General features: G+C 59.8%; 15 protein-coding genes. 13 read left to right on the forward strand and 2 right to left on the reverse strand.

Annotation, left to right across the window (positions count from 1 at the left end):
- Positions 1–7 precede the first annotated feature (7 nt).
- From AO065_RS24630 to AO065_RS24690, 13 genes are all read left to right on the forward strand, one after another.
- Positions 8–268, forward strand: coding sequence for a YeaC family protein (locus AO065_RS24630; RefSeq protein ID WP_004884522.1), 261 nt, complete (start codon positions 8–10; stop codon positions 266–268).
- Positions 265–1,101 carry a DUF2797 domain-containing protein gene (locus AO065_RS24635; protein ID WP_004884521.1) on the forward strand — a complete coding sequence of 279 codons (837 nt, stop codon included), beginning with the start codon at positions 265–267 and terminating at the stop codon, positions 1,099–1,101. The genes AO065_RS24630 and AO065_RS24635 overlap by 4 nt, the downstream gene beginning before the upstream one ends.
- Before the next feature lie 12 nt (positions 1,102–1,113).
- Positions 1,114–3,780, forward strand: coding sequence for an aminopeptidase N (gene pepN, locus AO065_RS24640; protein ID WP_004884520.1), 2,667 nt, complete (start codon positions 1,114–1,116; stop codon positions 3,778–3,780).
- A gap of 244 nt (positions 3,781–4,024) precedes the next feature.
- Positions 4,025–4,678, forward strand: coding sequence for a YjfI family protein (locus AO065_RS24645; RefSeq protein ID WP_004884519.1), 654 nt, complete (start codon positions 4,025–4,027; stop codon positions 4,676–4,678).
- A 26-nt stretch (positions 4,679–4,704) separates the two neighbouring features.
- Positions 4,705–5,412, forward strand: a complete 708-nt coding sequence (locus AO065_RS24650; protein ID WP_004884518.1) for a PspA/IM30 family protein — start codon at positions 4,705–4,707, stop codon at positions 5,410–5,412.
- A 30-nt stretch (positions 5,413–5,442) separates the two neighbouring features.
- Positions 5,443–6,009 carry a rhomboid family intramembrane serine protease gene (locus tag AO065_RS24655; RefSeq protein WP_004884517.1) on the forward strand — a complete coding sequence of 189 codons (567 nt, stop codon included), beginning with the start codon at positions 5,443–5,445 and terminating at the stop codon, positions 6,007–6,009.
- Between the two features lie 73 nt (positions 6,010–6,082).
- Complete coding sequence (locus AO065_RS24660) at positions 6,083–7,108, forward strand: ion channel (protein WP_004884516.1); 1,026 nt, start codon at positions 6,083–6,085, stop codon at positions 7,106–7,108.
- On the forward strand, positions 7,105–7,767 hold the full coding sequence (locus AO065_RS24665; protein WP_004884515.1) for a YjfK family protein: 663 nt from the start codon (positions 7,105–7,107) through the stop codon (positions 7,765–7,767). Before AO065_RS24660 ends, AO065_RS24665 begins: the two co-directional genes overlap by 4 nt.
- Positions 7,768–7,780: 13 nt before the next feature.
- Entirely contained in the window at positions 7,781–8,206 is a 426-nt protein-coding gene (locus tag AO065_RS24670) for a DUF350 domain-containing protein (RefSeq protein WP_004884514.1), read from the forward strand.
- 27 nt (positions 8,207–8,233) lie between these two features.
- A complete protein-coding gene (locus tag AO065_RS24675; RefSeq protein ID WP_004884513.1) occupies positions 8,234–9,037 on the forward strand; it encodes a DUF1190 domain-containing protein in 804 nt (267 codons plus the stop codon).
- Between the two features lie 12 nt (positions 9,038–9,049).
- Positions 9,050–10,207, forward strand: a complete 1,158-nt coding sequence (locus tag AO065_RS24680; RefSeq protein WP_004884512.1) for a glutathionylspermidine synthase family protein — start codon at positions 9,050–9,052, stop codon at positions 10,205–10,207.
- Positions 10,208–10,421: 214 nt separating this feature from the next.
- Positions 10,422–11,468 carry a WD40/YVTN/BNR-like repeat-containing protein gene (locus AO065_RS24685; protein WP_004884511.1) on the forward strand — a complete coding sequence of 349 codons (1,047 nt, stop codon included), beginning with the start codon at positions 10,422–10,424 and terminating at the stop codon, positions 11,466–11,468.
- 27 nt (positions 11,469–11,495) lie between these two features.
- Entirely contained in the window at positions 11,496–13,886 is a 2,391-nt protein-coding gene (locus AO065_RS24690; protein WP_004884510.1) for an efflux RND transporter permease subunit, read from the forward strand.
- Positions 13,887–14,111: 225 nt separating this feature from the next.
- Here AO065_RS24690 and AO065_RS24695 read toward each other — a convergent pair whose 3' ends face one another.
- Both AO065_RS24695 and AO065_RS24700 read right to left on the reverse strand, forming a co-directional pair.
- On the reverse strand, positions 14,112–14,825 hold the full coding sequence (locus tag AO065_RS24695) for a FadR/GntR family transcriptional regulator (protein ID WP_004884509.1): 714 nt from the start codon (positions 14,823–14,825) through the stop codon (positions 14,112–14,114).
- A 121-nt stretch (positions 14,826–14,946) separates the two neighbouring features.
- Positions 14,947–16,689: an IlvD/Edd family dehydratase gene (locus AO065_RS24700; RefSeq protein ID WP_004884508.1), complete on the reverse strand. Its 1,743-nt coding sequence runs from the start codon at positions 16,687–16,689 to the stop codon at positions 14,947–14,949.
- Positions 16,690–16,716: the final 27 nt, after the last annotated feature.

Consider the following 16,716-nt stretch of genomic DNA (forward strand, 5'->3'; position numbering starts at 1 on the left):
GTGCGCCATGTCATCTTTTGTAGAAATGATTGAAAACATCACCCCGGATATCTACGAGAGCCTGAAACTGGCCGTGGAAATCGGCAAATGGTCCGATGGTCGCAAGCTGACGCAGGAGCAGCGCGAGCTGTCGCTGCAGGCATTGATCGCCTGGGAAGCGCAGAACCTGCCTGAAGACCAGCGCACCGGTTACATGGGGCCGCAGGAATGTTCGTCCAAGTCGGCGCCGGTGCCCAATATCCTGTTCAAGTCGGATGCCATCCATTGATCGAGATTGGACGCGGCGCCGTCAACAAGATGTCCGTGCGCCAGGACGACGATTCGTCGCTGGTGCAGTACGCTTTTCGCCTGGGCGACACTGAAATCGCCGTCAACCCGCTGATCGGCAAGACGGTCCGTCTGGAATTTCTGGGCGCCATTCATTGCAGCCACTGCGGCCGCAAGACCAAGTCCAGCTACAGCCAGGGTTATTGCTACCCGTGCATGCTCAAGCTGGCGCAGTGCGACGTTTGCATCATGAGCCCGGAAAAATGCCATCACGACCAGGGCACCTGCCGTGATCCGTCGTGGGGCGAGCAGTTCTGCATGACTGACCACATTGTCTACCTGGCCAATTCGTCGGGCGTGAAGGTGGGCATCACGCGTTCCACCCAGCTGCCGACCCGCTGGCTTGACCAGGGCGCCAGCCAGGCGCTGCCGATTCTGCGTGTCGCTACGCGTCAGCAGTCGGGCTTTGTCGAAGACCTGTTGCGCAGTCAGGTGGCCGACCGTACCAACTGGCGCGCCTTGCTCAAGGGTGATGCACAGCCGGTGGACCTCAAGGCCATCCGTCAGGAGCTGTTCGACACCTGCGGCGCGGGCCTGCTGGGATTGCAAGAACGATTCGGTCTGCAAGCCATCCAATTACTTCATGACGCCGAGCCCGTCGAGTTTCGCTATCCGGTCGAGGCTTATCCGACCAAGATCGTAAGCTTCAACCTGGACAAGAACCCGATTGCCGAGGGCACGCTGCTGGGGATCAAAGGCCAATACCTGATCTTCGATACAGGCGTGATCAATATTCGCAAATACACGGCCTACCAGCTGGCCGTGCATCAGTAAAAGGATTCCAGCATGCGCACCGAACAACCGACCATGATCTATCTGAAGGATTATCAGGCGCCCGAGTATCTCATCGACGAGACGAACCTGACGTTCGAGCTGTTCGACGATCACTCGCTGGTCCACGCGCAACTGGTCATGCGCCGTAACCCTGCACGTGGTGCCGGTCTGCCGCCGCTGGTGCTGGACGGTCAGCATCTGGAGCTGCTGTCGGTAAATCTGGACGACGTCGAGCTGACGGCGGCCGATTATCAACTGACCGAAGACCACCTGACCCTGCACCCCAAGGCAGAGCGTTTCACGGTCGACAGTACCGTGCGCATCCACCCGGAAACCAACACCGCACTGGAAGGGCTGTACAAGTCCAGCGGCATGTTCTGCACCCAGTGCGAAGCCGAAGGGTTTCGCAAGATCACCTATTACCTTGACCGCCCCGACGTGATGAGCAAGTTCACCACGACGGTCAGCGCCGAGAAACACAGCTTCCCGATCCTGCTGTCCAATGGCAATCCGGTTGCCAGCGGCGAGGAAGAGGACGGTCGTCACTGGGCGACCTGGGAAGATCCGTTCATGAAACCGGCCTACCTGTTCGCGCTGGTAGCGGGCGATCTGTGGTGTGTCGAAGACACCTTCACCACCATGAGCCAACGGGTCGTGACCCTGCGCATCTATGTCGAGCCGGAAAACATCGACAAGTGCCAGCACGCCATGAACAGCCTCAAGAAGTCCATGCGCTGGGACGAGGAGACCTATGGTCGTGAGTACGATCTGGACATCTTCATGATCGTCGCCGTCAACGACTTCAACATGGGCGCGATGGAGAACAAGGGTCTCAACATCTTCAATTCCAGCGCCGTGCTGGCCCGTGCCGAGACCGCCACTGACGCCGCTCACCAGCGCGTCGAGGCCATCGTAGCCCACGAATATTTCCACAACTGGTCGGGCAACCGCGTGACCTGCCGTGACTGGTTCCAGCTGTCGCTCAAAGAAGGCTTCACGGTCTACCGCGACGCAGGCTTCTCCGCCGACATGAACTCGGCCACGGTCAAGCGCATCCAGGATGTCGCGTTCCTGCGCACTCATCAGTTCGCCGAAGATGCAGGCCCGATGGCCCATGCCGTGCGTCCTGACAGCTTCATCGAGATTTCCAACTTCTACACCCTGACTGTGTACGAGAAGGGCTCCGAAGTGGTCGGCATGCTGCATACCCTGCTGGGCGCCGACGGCTTCCGCAAGGGCAGCGATCTGTACTTCGAGCGGCATGACGGCCAGGCCGTGACCTGCGATGACTTCATCAAGGCGATGGAGGATGCCAACGGCGTCGACCTGACCCAGTTCAAGCGTTGGTACAGCCAGGCCGGTACGCCACGTCTGGCAGTCAGCGAGTCCTATGACAGCGCAGCCGGCACCTACAGCCTGACCTTCCGCCAGAGCTGCCCGACCACACCGGGTCAACCGGGCGATCAGAAACAGCCGTTCGTGATTCCGGTCGAGCTGGGCCTGCTGGACAGTCAGGGCAACGACATTGCGCTGCGTCTGTCGGGCGAAGCGTCAGCCACGGGTACCACGCGCGTGCTGTCGGTGACCGAGGCCGAGCAGACGTTCACGTTCGTCGACGTCACTGAAAAGCCGCTGCCTTCTCTATTGCGCGGCTTCTCGGCACCGGTGAAGCTGAGCTTCCCTTACGACCGCGACCAGCTGATGTTCCTGATGCAGCACGACAGCGATGGCTTCAACCGCTGGGATGCCGGTCAGCAGCTGTCGGTGCAGGTCCTCCAGGAAATGATCGCTCAACATCAACAAGGTCAGGCACTGGTGATGGACCAGCGTCTGGTAACAGCGCTGGGCACTGTGCTGGCTGACGAGCAGTTGGATCAGGCAATGGTCGCGGAAATGCTGTCGCTGCCGGGCGAGGCCTATCTGACTGAAATCAGCGAAGTGGCGGACGTCGAAGCCATTCATGCGGCGCGCGAGTTCGCCCGTCAGCAATTGGCGGACAGCCTGTACGAGGGCCTGTGGGCGCGTTATCAGGCCAACCGTGACATCTCCAAAGTCACACCTTATGTCGCCGAGGCCGAGCATTTCGCCCGCCGTGCGTTGCAGAACATCGCGCTGTCGTACCTCATGCTCAGCGGCAAGCCGCAGGTGTTGACCGCGACCATCGACCAGTTCGATACCAGCGACAACATGACCGAGCGCCTGACTGCACTGGCCGTACTGGTCAACTCGCCGTTCACTGAAGAGCGTGACAAGGCGCTTGCCGTATTCGCCGAGAACTTCAAGGACAACGCGCTGGTCATGGACCAGTGGTTCAGCGTCCAGGCTGGCAATGCGCAGCCGGGTGGTCTGGAGCGGGTCAAAGAGCTGATGCAGCATCCTGCGTTCAACATCAAGAACCCGAACAAGGTCCGCGCCCTGATTGGTGCCTTTGCCGCGCAGAACCTGATCAACTTCCATGCCGCGGACGGCTCTGGCTATCGCTTCCTGGCAGATCTGGTCATCGAGTTGAACGGCTTCAACCCTCAGATCGCCTCCCGCCAGTTGGCCCCGCTGACTCGCTGGCGCAAATACGACAGCGCCCGTCAGGCCCTTATGAAAGCCGAACTGGAGCGCATCCTCGCCTCCGGCAAGTTGTCGCCGGATGTGTATGAAGTGGTGAGCAAGAGCCTGGCCGAGTAAGGGCTGATGTAACGAAGGGTGTGATGTCGGCACTCTGAACAGAAGGGCTGTCCGCTGCGGGGGACGGCCCTTTTTTATGGGGTGAGTGACCGAGCGTTTCAGACATCACAGATTGCGCGCGCAATGATCGCGTGAGCATCGAGAAAAATCCTACGAAAAATCTCACATGTGATGTATATCCAGCCGTGAAAACTTCTGATACGTTGCTCATCAGTTTCATGGCCATACACAAGGGGAAGCGCCAATGCCTCGTAAAGCCAAGGGCGATAACGCAACTGACCCGGCCAAGGCATCGAAGAGCTCCACCGACTACATGCGTGAAATGCGTCTGCGACTCAAGGACGCCGGGCTGGTCAAGCGGGAGTTCTGGATACGGCCCGAGAACGTCGATGCCCTGCGGGGGATCGAGAAAGCGTTAAGACAGCCCTTTCTGGGTGACAGGATCAAACTGGAGGATTTCATGACCGAGAACACCAACTGGACGATCAGCTCTCTGCAAAAGGCCCTTTCCGAACTGGATCTGGTCACTGAGGGCAGGATCGAGATGGGCGTTATCGAAGGCGACGCGGCAGGCATCAAGCTGACCATGGCCGACTTCGGTGATCTGCCTATCTACATCGCGGTCGAGGGCGATCAGATTCTGGCCGACGCCACGCTGATCGAGGTGAACAAGATCAAGGATGTCGCCGCCTTCAATGGCGAAGTGTTACGCAGTCGCGACCTGTTTCCGCTGTCTTCGGTCGGTATCGAAAGTCTGGCTGATGGCCAGGAAGTCTATTGCCTGTTTGGCGCGCTGAGCGCTGCGTCTTCGCTCACAGTGATTGTTCAGGAAATTCTGACCCTAGCGGACAACGTGATCCGTGCGGCCGAAGCCTTCGAAGATCACTTCATTTACTGAACATCCCTGTCAGGAGCAAAGCATTCATGACAACAAGCATCTGGAAAAAACTGGTTACCGCCGTCCGTGGCGGAGCTTCCGAAGTGGGCGAGTCGATCGCCGACGCCAACGCGATCCGCATTCTGGATCAGGAAATCCGTGACGCAGACAGCGCGCTGGTCCGGGCGCGCGACGGCCTGATCACCATCAAGGCCAAGCACAAGCTTTCGGCGCAGCGTCTTGAAGAGCACGCCACCAGTATCGCCAACTGGGAAGGTCGCGCCATGCAGGCCCTGAACAAGGGTGAAGAAGCGCTGGCCGTGGAATGCGCCACCAAGATCGCCGAGATCGAAGCCCTGCGTGATCAGGAAAAGGAACTGGCTGATCAGTTCGGCAAGCAGGTCGGTCTGCTGCAGGAACAGGTCGTCAAAGCCGAGTCGCGCATCAAGAGCCTCAAGCAGCAGGTCGAAATGGCCAAGGCGCGCGAAACCGTACAGAAAGCCCGTGTTGCAACAGCCACTGCCACCGGTGGCGCGAGCGGCGCGGTCGAAACGGCCGTCGGTTCGCTGGCTCGCCTCAAGCAGCGTCAGGACGAACAGGACGCCAAGCTGGAAGCCGCTGAAGAGCTGGCGGGTCAGTCCAACGGCAGCGATCTGGAGCGTCGTCTTCAGGAAGCGGGCATTGGTGCCAAAAGCGGCGGTGCAAATGATGTGCTGGCGCGCCTGAAAGCCAAAAGCCAGACGCCTGCACAGTAATCGTTCATTGAAGGCAGGCGAGGCGACCGGATGAGCTTTTCGGCACGATTGAAGGTCATCCTCGCACTGTCGCTGGTGTTGGTCGCCGTGCAGTTCGTCAATGTGTTTTCGTCCGGCAATCTGGTCACGTACGGCATCATTCCACGTACGTTTTCCGGTTTGCAGGGCATCTTTTTCGCGCCTTTCATTCACGGTTCGTTTCGTCACCTGTTTGGCAACCTGTTGCCATTCATGGTGCTGAGCTGGCTGGTGGCGACCGAAGGTGTGAAACGTTACGCATGGGTCGCAGGGCTAATCTGTCTACTGGGTGGCATTCTGGTATGGCTGTTTGGCCGTTCCAGCATTCATGTCGGTGCAAGTGGCTTGATATTCGGCCTGTGGACCTATCTACTGGCGCGGGCGTGGTATCAGCGCAGTCTGGTCAGCCTGCTGCTGGCGATGATCGCGCTGGCCGGTTACAGCGGACTGATCTATGGATTCGTTCCCATGCCGGGTATTTCATTCGAGTCGCACCTGGCCGGCGCGCTTGCGGGTGTCGTCGTCGCCCGGCTGATGCATTCAAAAACGTTACAGAGTGAAACCACCCGAGTGGTTTGAAGGGCATGCTGTGGATTGCGGGTCGTCGTTGCCGACCCGTCTGGAAGGGAACCTGAATCATGGATTTGCACGCATGACCCTGTTGCTGTTACTTCGGCGTCACGCCTCGGTGTTCTTCGAACGATTCGGCTGGGCCGGTATTGGCGTCCTGCTGCTGACGCACTACATCGTCTCTTGGCTGTTGCTGACGCTGGCGGGCGAGGAGCATCTGGTTCAGGGGGTCGATTTCACCTACTTCTACCTCACGACGGCGACCACGGTCGGGTATGGCGACCTGTCGCCCAAGTCCGAATGGGGCAAGCTCATTACCACCACCTGGATCATGCTGGGCGGTATCGCCTTGCTGACGACCGTCATTGGCAAGGCGTCGACTTCGGTCGGTGACATCTGGAGAAGAAACATGAAAGGACAGGGCGACTGCTCGGCTCTCACCGGCCATACCTTACTCGTCGGCTGGGACGGTGAAACCAGCGAACGCATCGTCGAGCTGCTCGGCCAGGACACGTCCACCAGCCGCACAGGACTGGTGATCTGTGACTCGATCATCACGGAAAACCCGATGCCGGGTCGTGCCTCGTTCATCAAGGGCGATTCGCTGGACTCGCCAGCCGTGCTGCTGCGTGCCGGAGCCATCGGCGCGCAACGAATTCTGGTGCACACCCAGTCCGACAGCCTGACCCTGGCAATCGTGCTGACGCTCAAGAGTCTGGGGCCTACCGGGCATGTCGTGGCGCATTTCAACAATTCCGAACGGGCGGCGCTGGCCAGAACCTATGCCCCCGAACTGGAATGCACGTCGAACATGGCCATTGAAATGCTGGTGCGTTCGTCTCAGGATCCGGGCTCGAGTTCGGTGATCACCGAGTTGCTGTGCATCGGCGAGGGCGCCACGCAGTTCCGCCACGTGCTGCCAGACAATTACACCTCATCCTGCGGCGACCTTTACATGCGCCTGCGTCAGGATTTCAACGCCACGCTGATCGGCTATCGAGCCTCTGCCGTGGCGCAGTTTCAGATCAATCCCGCCAATGATGTACCTGTGCACGGTGGGGAAATTTTCTACATTGCCTCCAGTCGGCTTCAAGGAGATGCGCTATGAGTTGGTTCAAACGTGCCATGGGGCTGGAAGCGCCCAAGACGTCGGCCAGTGCCAACGGAACGACGGGCTTTTCCAGTCCTCTGGGCCTGGCCTCCGGACGGATGCTGTGCCTGGACAGCTCGCTGAAGATGCTGCTCGACGGGCATTCCTATGTGGTCATTCCCGGCGACGAAAAGGTCTGGTCGGTTGGCCGTATCGACCTCGGTCAGTCCATGGCGCTTCAGCGTTTCTATCTGGATAACGAAGACTACTTTCTGCAAGTGGTCACCAATGGCCCGGCGCCTGAAGATATTCAGGACATCATCCTGTTCGGCTATTACAGTGCCTCGCCGATCACCAGCAAGGACGAGTTGCTGCGCCTGACCGGACCTGCGTCGAAGATCGGGCTGCCGACCTACGAGCACGAAGGCGAGGTATTCGAAAGGCAATGGGGAACCGAACCCGGACAGACCGAGCTGACGCCGCTGGACGAAGACGTCGTCAGCCCTGACGGCGCCTATCGCGTCAAACACCTGAGCATGCTGTACGCCCGTGAGACAGGCCTGATCAATCGTCGGGAGTTCCTGCTGTTCTCGGTCGAGGAAGACGAGGAGGGCGAGATCACCGTCACCACGGCGGTTGGCGTGACGCTGCAATCCACTGATATCAACGTTCTATGACAAGGAAATCCTCATGATCGACGCGCTTCGTATGTCGCTCAACGCCACTGCGGTGTTCGGTTTTGTGATGTACATCCTGGTGGCGGCCATCCTGTTCGCCCTGTTCCAGTTCATCTACAGCCGCATCACGCCGCACAAGGAATTCGCGCTGATCCGCGAGAACAACAGCGCCGCCGCACTTGCGCTGGGTGGTTCGCTGATCGGTTTCGCGCTGCCAGCCAGCAACATCATCACGTACAGCATCAGCATTCTGGACGTGATCGTCTGGGTGGTGATCGCAGCCGTGGTGCAACTGGCCGCGTTTGGCGTCACCAGCGTGGTGCTCAAAGGGCTGTCGACGCGCATTGCCAAGGGCGAAACAGCTGCCGCCATCTACTCGGCCAGCGTCGCGATCAGCGTCGGTCTCCTCAACGCAGCCTGCATGACCCCTTCGGTCTGACAGCAGCGACGGTCAAGGAGACTCTCGATGAGACGCAGTTCAGTAAAATGGGTGCTCGCCAGCACGCTGCCTCTGGCCATTTCCGGCTGTGGCGCTGCAGACGAGGAGCCCAACTTCACGGCGCGGGCCAGCTTCAAGTCGGTCCAGGAATGCACCGAATCCAAGGTTCCGGTCGATGTTTGCTCGGATGCCTTCATGAAGGCAATGTCGGATCACAGGGCCATAGCTCCGGTCTACGATGACAAGGCTTCGTGTGATGCCGATTTCATCCCGGATTACTGCCAGGTCACGTCCGACGGCAAGTACATGCCCAAAATGGGCGGGTTCGAGCTGGGGTTTGAAGGCAATGTGCCCAAGGATGCTCTGGAACGGGCCCAGCAGGAAGTGGCACAGACTGCACCACCCGGCATGAGCGGCACCACCGGACTGTTGACCGGCCTGCTGATCGGCAACCTGATGAGCAATGGCTTTGGTGGTGGCAGCCGCTACTACTCGCAGCCTATCTACCAGACTCGCGACGACCGCAGCTCGGGCTCGTTCGGTTATTACGGCTCGTCGTTGCCGAGCCAGATGGAGCGTGGCAAGACTTTCGGCAGCTCGACCCAGGCACGCTCAGGCTCCGGCAGCTACGACAGGAATACGCTGGGTCGAAGTCTCGGCAGTTCCGGTTCAGGCTCAGGCTCGAGTTCGGGGTCCAGCTTCGGGTCACGCTCCAGTTCCGGGTCATCGGTGTCTTCGACGATCTCGCGCGGTGGCTTCGGCAGTCAGGCGTCTGCGCGCAGCGGCTGGGGTGGCAAGAGCAGCAGTAGCAGTAGCAGTTTTGGAGGCTGACGGATCCGGCCCATGAAAAAGATCAGCATCGAAGAACGACCTGACTGGCAAGCCACCGTCGAGCGTGAGGGGTTCAACTTCCACACCATCGACGGCGAACGCTACTGGGATGAACGCGGGTATTACCTGTTCACCGAACAGCAGATCACCCGCGATCTGGAAGCGCCGACCCAGGAACTGCATCAGATGTGCATGGATGCCGTGGGACGGATCGTGGACAGCGAAGAGCTGCTGCGCCAGCTCGCCATTCCGGAAGCGTTCTTCGACCTGATCCGCACCTCATGGAAGCAGGGTCACCCGCACCTCTATGCACGGTTTGACTTCGCCTACGATGGCAGCGGTCCGGCAAAGATGTACGAGATCAATGCCGATACCCCGACCAGCCTGATGGAGGCCGGGGCGGTGCAGTTGCTGTGGCTGGAAGAGCAGATGGCGCGCGGTGTTCTGCCTGCTCATGCCACTCAGTTCAACTCCATTGCCGAAGACCTTGTGCGAGCGTTCGCCGAGTTTCCCCGTCAGGGACCGTTTCATTTTTCGGCGATGTCGGGTTCAGTCGAGGATCGCGGCACCACTGATTTTCTGCGGCGGATGGCGGCTCATGTCGGCATCGACGCCCGACACATCGACATCGAGGACATCGGTCTGACCGCCGACGGACGCTTTGTCGACCTGGACGCACAGCCCATCGAACGTCTGTTCAAGCTGCATGCCTGGGAACACATCTTTAACGAGTCGTTCGGCGAGTATGTCGCGGCCAGCGGCACACAGTTCGTCGAGCCGGCCTGGAAGGCCATTCTCAGCAACAAAGGCATTCTGCCGCTGCTGTGGCAATTCAACGAAGGCCATCCCAACCTGCTGGAGTCCCACGTGGATCGTGATCCCCGGCAGGCTGTGCCCAGAGGCTGGGTACGCAAGCCGTACTTCTCCCGCGAAGGCGCCAACATCGAGATGCGCACACCGGGTGATCAGGTCATTGCTGTCGATGGGCCGTATACCGATGCGCCTTACATCATGCAGGCGTACTCGCCACTGCCGCGATTCGACGACAGCTATACGCTGATCGGTTCCTGGGTGATCGGTGATCTGGCCTCGGGTATCGGCATCCGGGAAGACGACAGCCTGATCACCAAGGACTCCAGCCGTTTCCTGCCTCACGTCGTCATCGACTGATTGCGACCGACACGTTCTGTATCAGGCTGGCTGATAGCGCATCAATCACAGTCAATGCGCTTAACAAAAGATAACGACATGTCGATTGTCAGCCATTTGCAAAACTGCCTAGGATGGCGAGGCTTGCAAAAGGTAAGGCCAGAGCGCTCGCGAGCGTTTGACCCGTGCGAACGGGCCGGTGTCAGAGCCTAATAACAATAAGAGGGGAACGTCCATGAGTGAGCCTGTCTATCGGCGCACCCGGTTACGCGCGGGCATGTCCCTGGCAATCCTGATGGCGTGCACGGTGTCTGCACCGCTCATGGCCGCGACCGATCCGGCGCCAGCCGCGACCACCAGCACGACCGGCATTTATGCCATTGAATCAGCGAAAGCCGCTCGCGGCCTGCTGCTGGACATCGCCCACGCAGGGGCTCGACTGGTCGCAGTCGGCGATCACGGCCATATTCTTTATTCCGATGATCAGGGCAAGAGCTGGGTCCAGGCCCGCGTGCCGACTCGCCAGTTGCTGACCGCCGTCTATTTTGTCGACGAACAGCACGGGTGGGCGGTGGGACACGACGCACAGATCCTCGCCAGCAGCGATGGTGGCAAGAACTGGAACAAACAGTTCGAAGACCTGGCCCGCGAGGCGCCGTTGCTGGATGTCTGGTTCAAGGACCTGCAGAACGGTCTGGCCGTCGGGGCCTACGGTGCCTTGTTGACCACCACTGACGGCGGACAGCACTGGGAAGACGTCAGCGATCGGCTGGACAACGAAGATCAATACCACCTCAACGGCATTGCTCAGGTCAAGGACGCTGGGCTATTCATCGTCGGCGAGGCTGGCAGCATGTTTCGCTCCCATGATGAAGGGCAGACCTGGGAAAAGCTTGACGGTCCCTATCAGGGCTCGCTGTTCGGGGTGATCGGTACCGCCAGCCCTTCGACGCTGCTGGCCTATGGTTTGCGCGGCAACCTGTTCCGCTCCACTGACTTTGGTGACACCTGGCAGCCCATTGAGCTGCAGGGCGCACGCGGCCCGCTGGAATTCGGCCTGGCCAGTGCTTCGCTGCTGGCTGATGGCTCGCTGGTGCTGGTCGGCAATGGCGGCAGTGTGATGCGCAGCAGCGACGACGGCGAAACCTTTCAGGTCTTCAACCGCCCCGACCGGATCTCGCTGGCGGGTGTGACCTCCAATCTTCAAGGCAATCTGATTCTGGTAGGTCAAGGAGGCGTTCGCATCGCCTCGCCAACGGGCGCCGAGACGACCCAACAATAAGACCTTTCAGGGCGGGGACATTCAGGCATGACCAATCTTCAACACACCCAGCATTCCGGCGGAAAAGAGACCTTTCTTGAACGCCTGATCTTCAACAACCGCCCGGCCGTGATCATTCTGTGCCTGCTGGCCAGTATTTTTCTGTTCTGGCAGGCCACCCAGGTTCGCCCGTCCACCAGCTTCGAGAAGATGATTCCGCTGTCCCATCCGTTCATCCAGAACATGATGGCGCACCGCAACGATCTCGCGAACCTGGGTAACACCGTGCGTATCTCGGTGGAGGCCAGGGATGGCGACATCTTTTCCAAGCAGTACATGGAGACGCTGCGCCAGATCAGCGACGAGGTGTTCTACATCCCCGGCGTCGACCGCTCCGGCCTGAAATCGCTGTGGAGCCCGAGCGTACGCTGGACCGAAGTCACGGAGGAGGGCTTTGCCGGTGGCGAAGTGATTCCGCAGAGTTACAACGGTTCGGATGAGAGTCTGGACCTGTTGCGCAACAACATACTCAAGTCCGGGCAGGTCGGACGATTGGTGGCCAACGACTTCAAATCCAGCATCATCGATGTGCCGTTGCAGGAGTCCTACCCGGACCCTGCTGATCAGGGCAAGTTGCTGGCGCTGGACTATCAGCAGTTCTCGCACCAGCTCGAAGAGAAGATTCGCGACAAGTACGAAGCCCAGAACCCCAACATCAAGATTCACATTGTCGGTTTCGCCAAGAAGGTCGGTGATCTGATCGACGGCCTGTTCATGGTGGTGATGTTCTTCGGCATCGCCTTTCTGATCACGCTGGTTCTGCTGATCTGGTTCACCCGCTGCCTTCGCAGCACCATCGCCGTGCTGATCACCACGTTGATTGCGGTGATCTGGCAACTGGGGCTGATGCATGTCGTGGGGTTCGGTATCGACCCGTACTCAATGCTGGTGCCGTTCCTGATCTTTGCCATCGGCATTTCCCATGGCGTGCAGAAGATCAACGGTATCGCCTTGCAATCCAGCGACGCCGAAAACGCATTGATGGCGGCGAAGCGTACTTTCCGTCAGCTGTTCCTGCCGGGCATGATCGCGATTCTGGCCGACGCCGTGGGTTTCATCACGCTGCTGATCATTGATATCGGCGTGATTCGCGAGCTGGCCATCGGGGCGTCCATCGGTGTCGCGGTGATCGTGTTCACCAACCTGATCCTGCTGCCAGTGGCCATTTCCTACGCAGGCATCAGCAAGCGGGCGATCAATCGCAGCAAGCAGGACGCGGTGTCCGAGCATCCGTTCTGGCGGCTGCTGTCCAACTTTGCCAGCGCAAAGGTCGCGCCGGTCTCCATTGTGCTGGCGCTGCTCGCCTTCGGTGGCGGCCTCTGGTACAGCCAGAACCTCAAGATCGGCGACCTGGACCAGGGCGCGCCGGAGCTGCGTCCCGATTCACGCTACAACAAGGACAACGCGTTCATCATCAGTCACTACTCCACCAGTTCGGACGTGCTGGTGGTGATGGTCAAGACGCCTCCAGAAGGCTGCTCGGCCTATCCGACGATGTCGGCGATCAACGAACTGGCCTGGAAGATGGAGAACACTCAGGGCGTGCAATCGGCCATCTCGCTGGTGACGGTTTCCAAGCAGGTCATCAAGGGCATGAACGAGGGCAACCTGAAATGGGAAACTCTGTCGCGTAACAAGGACGTGCTCAACAACTCCATTGCCCGTGCCGATGGCCTGTACAACAACACCTGTTCGCTGGCACCCCTGCTGGTGTTCCTCAACGACCACAAGGCCGAAACCCTTGACCGTGCGGTACATGCGGTGCAGGACTTCGCCAAAGAGAACGACCGCCCGGACATGCAGTTCTTGCTGGCTGCGGGTAACGCCGGTATCGAAGCGGCGACCAACGAGGTGATCAAGAAGTCCGAGCTGACCATCCTGATTCTGGTCTACATCTGCGTCGCCGCCATGTGCATGATCACCTTCCGCTCCTGGGCGGCGACGCTGTGCATCGTGCTGCCGCTGGTCCTGACCTCGGTGCTGGGCAACGCGCTGATGGCGTTCATGGGCATCGGCGTGAAAGTCGCGACCTTGCCGGTGGTGGCACTGGGCGTGGGGATCGGGGTCGATTACGGTATCTACATCTACAGCCGTCTGGAGAGTTTCCTGCGCGCCGGACTGCCGTTGCAGGAGGCCTATTACGAAACCCTCAAGTCCACGGGCAAGGCGGTGCTGTTTACCGGTCTGTGTCTGGCAATTGGCGTGTGCACCTGGATCTTCTCGGCGATCAAGTTCCAGGCCGACATGGGCCTGATGCTGACCTTCATGCTGCTGTGGAACATGTTCGGCGCACTGTGGCTGCTGCCAGCACTGGCGCGGTTCCTGATCAAACCGGAGAAAATGGCGGGCAAGGTGGGGAATTCACTGTTTTCGCATTGATAAGGCGGTGGCGCATGAGTGTGCCAACGCTATACAGTCGCGAGACATAAACGCAACCCCCCGTGGGAGGCGGCTTGCCGGCGATGCGGATTTTCAGTCGATACATCAGTGACTGGTCTTACGCTATCGCCGGCAAGCCGCCTCCCACGGGTTGTATGTTCAGCCAGTCATTAACGGTTTAGCCCTGTCCTGCGCTTTTCCGGGTTTGTGCATCGCACCTGCCAATCAAACCCCGCCGAGCACGACCGTCAGCGCGTTGCGCGCATCGTCCAGTTGCACCAGTGAAGCATGGCGGGCGGCGAGGGCGTCGCGGTTCTGGATGGCGGTGAGGATGGCCTTGTGACGCGGCATGGCCAGCTCGTGCAGGTTGGGCCGCTTGTTGGAATACTTCAGCGCTTCGCGCAACGCCAGTGAGAGCATGTTGCACAAGTGAGCCAACAGGTCATTGTGAGTCGCGTCGGCGATACGGCTGTGAAAATCCAGGTCAGGTTGCAGCAGGTCTTCCGGCGTCGGGGCCGCTTCCATGCGCTGGTACGCCTCATGAATCGACTCGATTTCCTCATCCGTCGCATGCTGCGCCGCCAGCGCTGCAACAGCGGGTTCGATCACTGCGCGCACGCTGGTCAGCAGATTGAAGAACTCATTCTGCGGCGAGCTCTGCATCACCCAATGCAATACATCCGGATCCAGCAGGTGCCATTCGCGCCGTTCCTTGACCACCGTTCCGACGCGTGGCCTCGAGTAGACCAGACCCTTGGCCACCAATACCCGCGTGGCTTCACGCAGCACCGGACGGCTGACGGCGTACTCTTCGCAGAGCAGCGCCTCGGGAGGCAGTTTTTCGTCAGGTTTGAAACGACCGGATACGATCTGCATGCCCAGTTCCTGGACAATGCGCGCGTGCATGCTTTTACGGTCTGAAGGCTTTCGGTAGTCCATGGGAACGTGCGTCGATCCTGGCGGTGAGTGCCGCGCATCATAACACTGCGCATCGCCCAAGGCGGCCGCCCGTGGGAGGGGCAGCCGCTTCTCAGGACAGGGAACTGATGGCAGTCAGCGACTAGTGAGAATGCCTCGGCACTTCAGAGCCTCGGTTGCCGATCAGGAAGTCGAAATCGCAGCCCTGATCCGCTTGCATGACGTGATCGATATACAGCTGGCGATAGCCACCCAGCAGCAATTGAGGTGGTGCCTGCCAGTCGGCCAGACGCGCCGCCAGTTCCGCTTCAGGAATGTCCAGGTGCAAACGCCCGCTGGCGCAGTCCAGTTCGATCCAGTCGCCTTCCTTCACCACCGCCAGCGGTCCGCCTGCCGCCGCTTCCGGTGCCACATGCAGCACCACGGTGCCGTAGGCCGTACCGCTCATGCGCGCATCGGAAATCCGCACCATATCGGTCACGCCCTGGGCCAGCAGCTTGGCCGGAAGGCCCATGTTGCCGACCTCCGCCATGCCGGGATAACCCTTGGGTCCGCAGTTCTTGAGGACCATCACGGAGGTTGCGTCGATGTCCAGATCCGGATCGTTGATGCGGGCCTTGTACATCTCGAAATTCTCGAACACCACGGCGCGACCGCGATGTTGCATCAGCGCAGGTGTCGCAGCGGAAGGCTTGAGCACGGCGCCCAGCGGGGCGAGGTTACCGCGCAGCACGCAGATACCGCCGTCGGCGCGGATCGGGTTGTCCAGCGCGCGGATCACCTGATCTTCGCCATAGATCGGCGAGTTGCAGGTGTTCTCGGCAATGCTTTTGCCGTTGACGGTCAGTGCGTCAGGGTTGGGCAGCAGACCGGCTTCATTCATGCGTCGCAGCACGGCGGGCAGGCCACCCGCGTAGTAGAACTCTTCCATCAGGAAGCGCCCGGACGGTTGCAGGTCGACGATGGTTGGCATGCCGCGACCGACGCGGGTCCAGTCATCCAGCTCCAGATCGACACCGATGCGTCCGGCGATGGCTTTCAGGTGGATCACAGCGTTGGTCGAGCCACCGATGGCGGCGTTGACCCGGATTGCGTTCTCGAACGCGGCCTTGGTCAGGATCTTCGACAAACGCAGGTCTTCACGAACCATGTCTACAGCGCGCATGCCGGACATGTGCGCGAGCACGTAGCGTCGTGAATCCACTGCCGGAATCGCTGCGTTGTGTGGCAGCGAGGTGCCCAGCGCTTCGGCCATGCAGGCCATGGTGGATGCGGTGCCCATGGTGTTGCAGGTGCCTGCCGAGCGGGACATGCCGGCTTCGGCAGACAGGAATTCATCCAGGCTGATCGTGCCGGCTTTATAGGATTCATGCATCTGCCAGACGATGGTGCCGGCGCCGATGTCCTTGCCTTCGTGCTTGCCGTTGAGCATCGGCCCACCGGTCACGACGATGGCCGGAATGTCGCAACTGGCCGCGCCCATCAGCAGGGCCGGGGTTGTCTTGTCACAGCCGGTCAGCAGCACAACGCCATCGATCGGGTTGCCGCGAATCGCTTCCTCGACATCCATGCTCGCCAGGTTGCGGGTGAACATCGCGGTAGGGCGCAGGTTGGATTCACCGTTGGAGAACACCGGGAATTCAACCGGCCAGCCACCGGCCTCGATCACGCCGCGTTTGACGTGTTCGGCAATCTGACGGAAGTGGGCGTTGCAAGGCGTCAGCTCTGACCAGGTGTTGCAAATGCCGATGATCGGCTTGCCTTGAAACTGATGGTCGGCGATGCCCTGATTCTTCATCCAGCTACGGTACATGAAGCCGTTCTTGTCGGCAGTGCCAAACCACTGGGCAGAACGAAGGGTCGGTTTTTTATCGGAGTCAGACATGATCGGCTCTCTTATTGTAAGACTTAA

Origin of the sequence: Pseudomonas viridiflava (assembly GCF_001642795.1) — a bacterium.
Taxonomy (GTDB): domain Bacteria; phylum Pseudomonadota; class Gammaproteobacteria; order Pseudomonadales; family Pseudomonadaceae; genus Aquipseudomonas; species Aquipseudomonas viridiflava.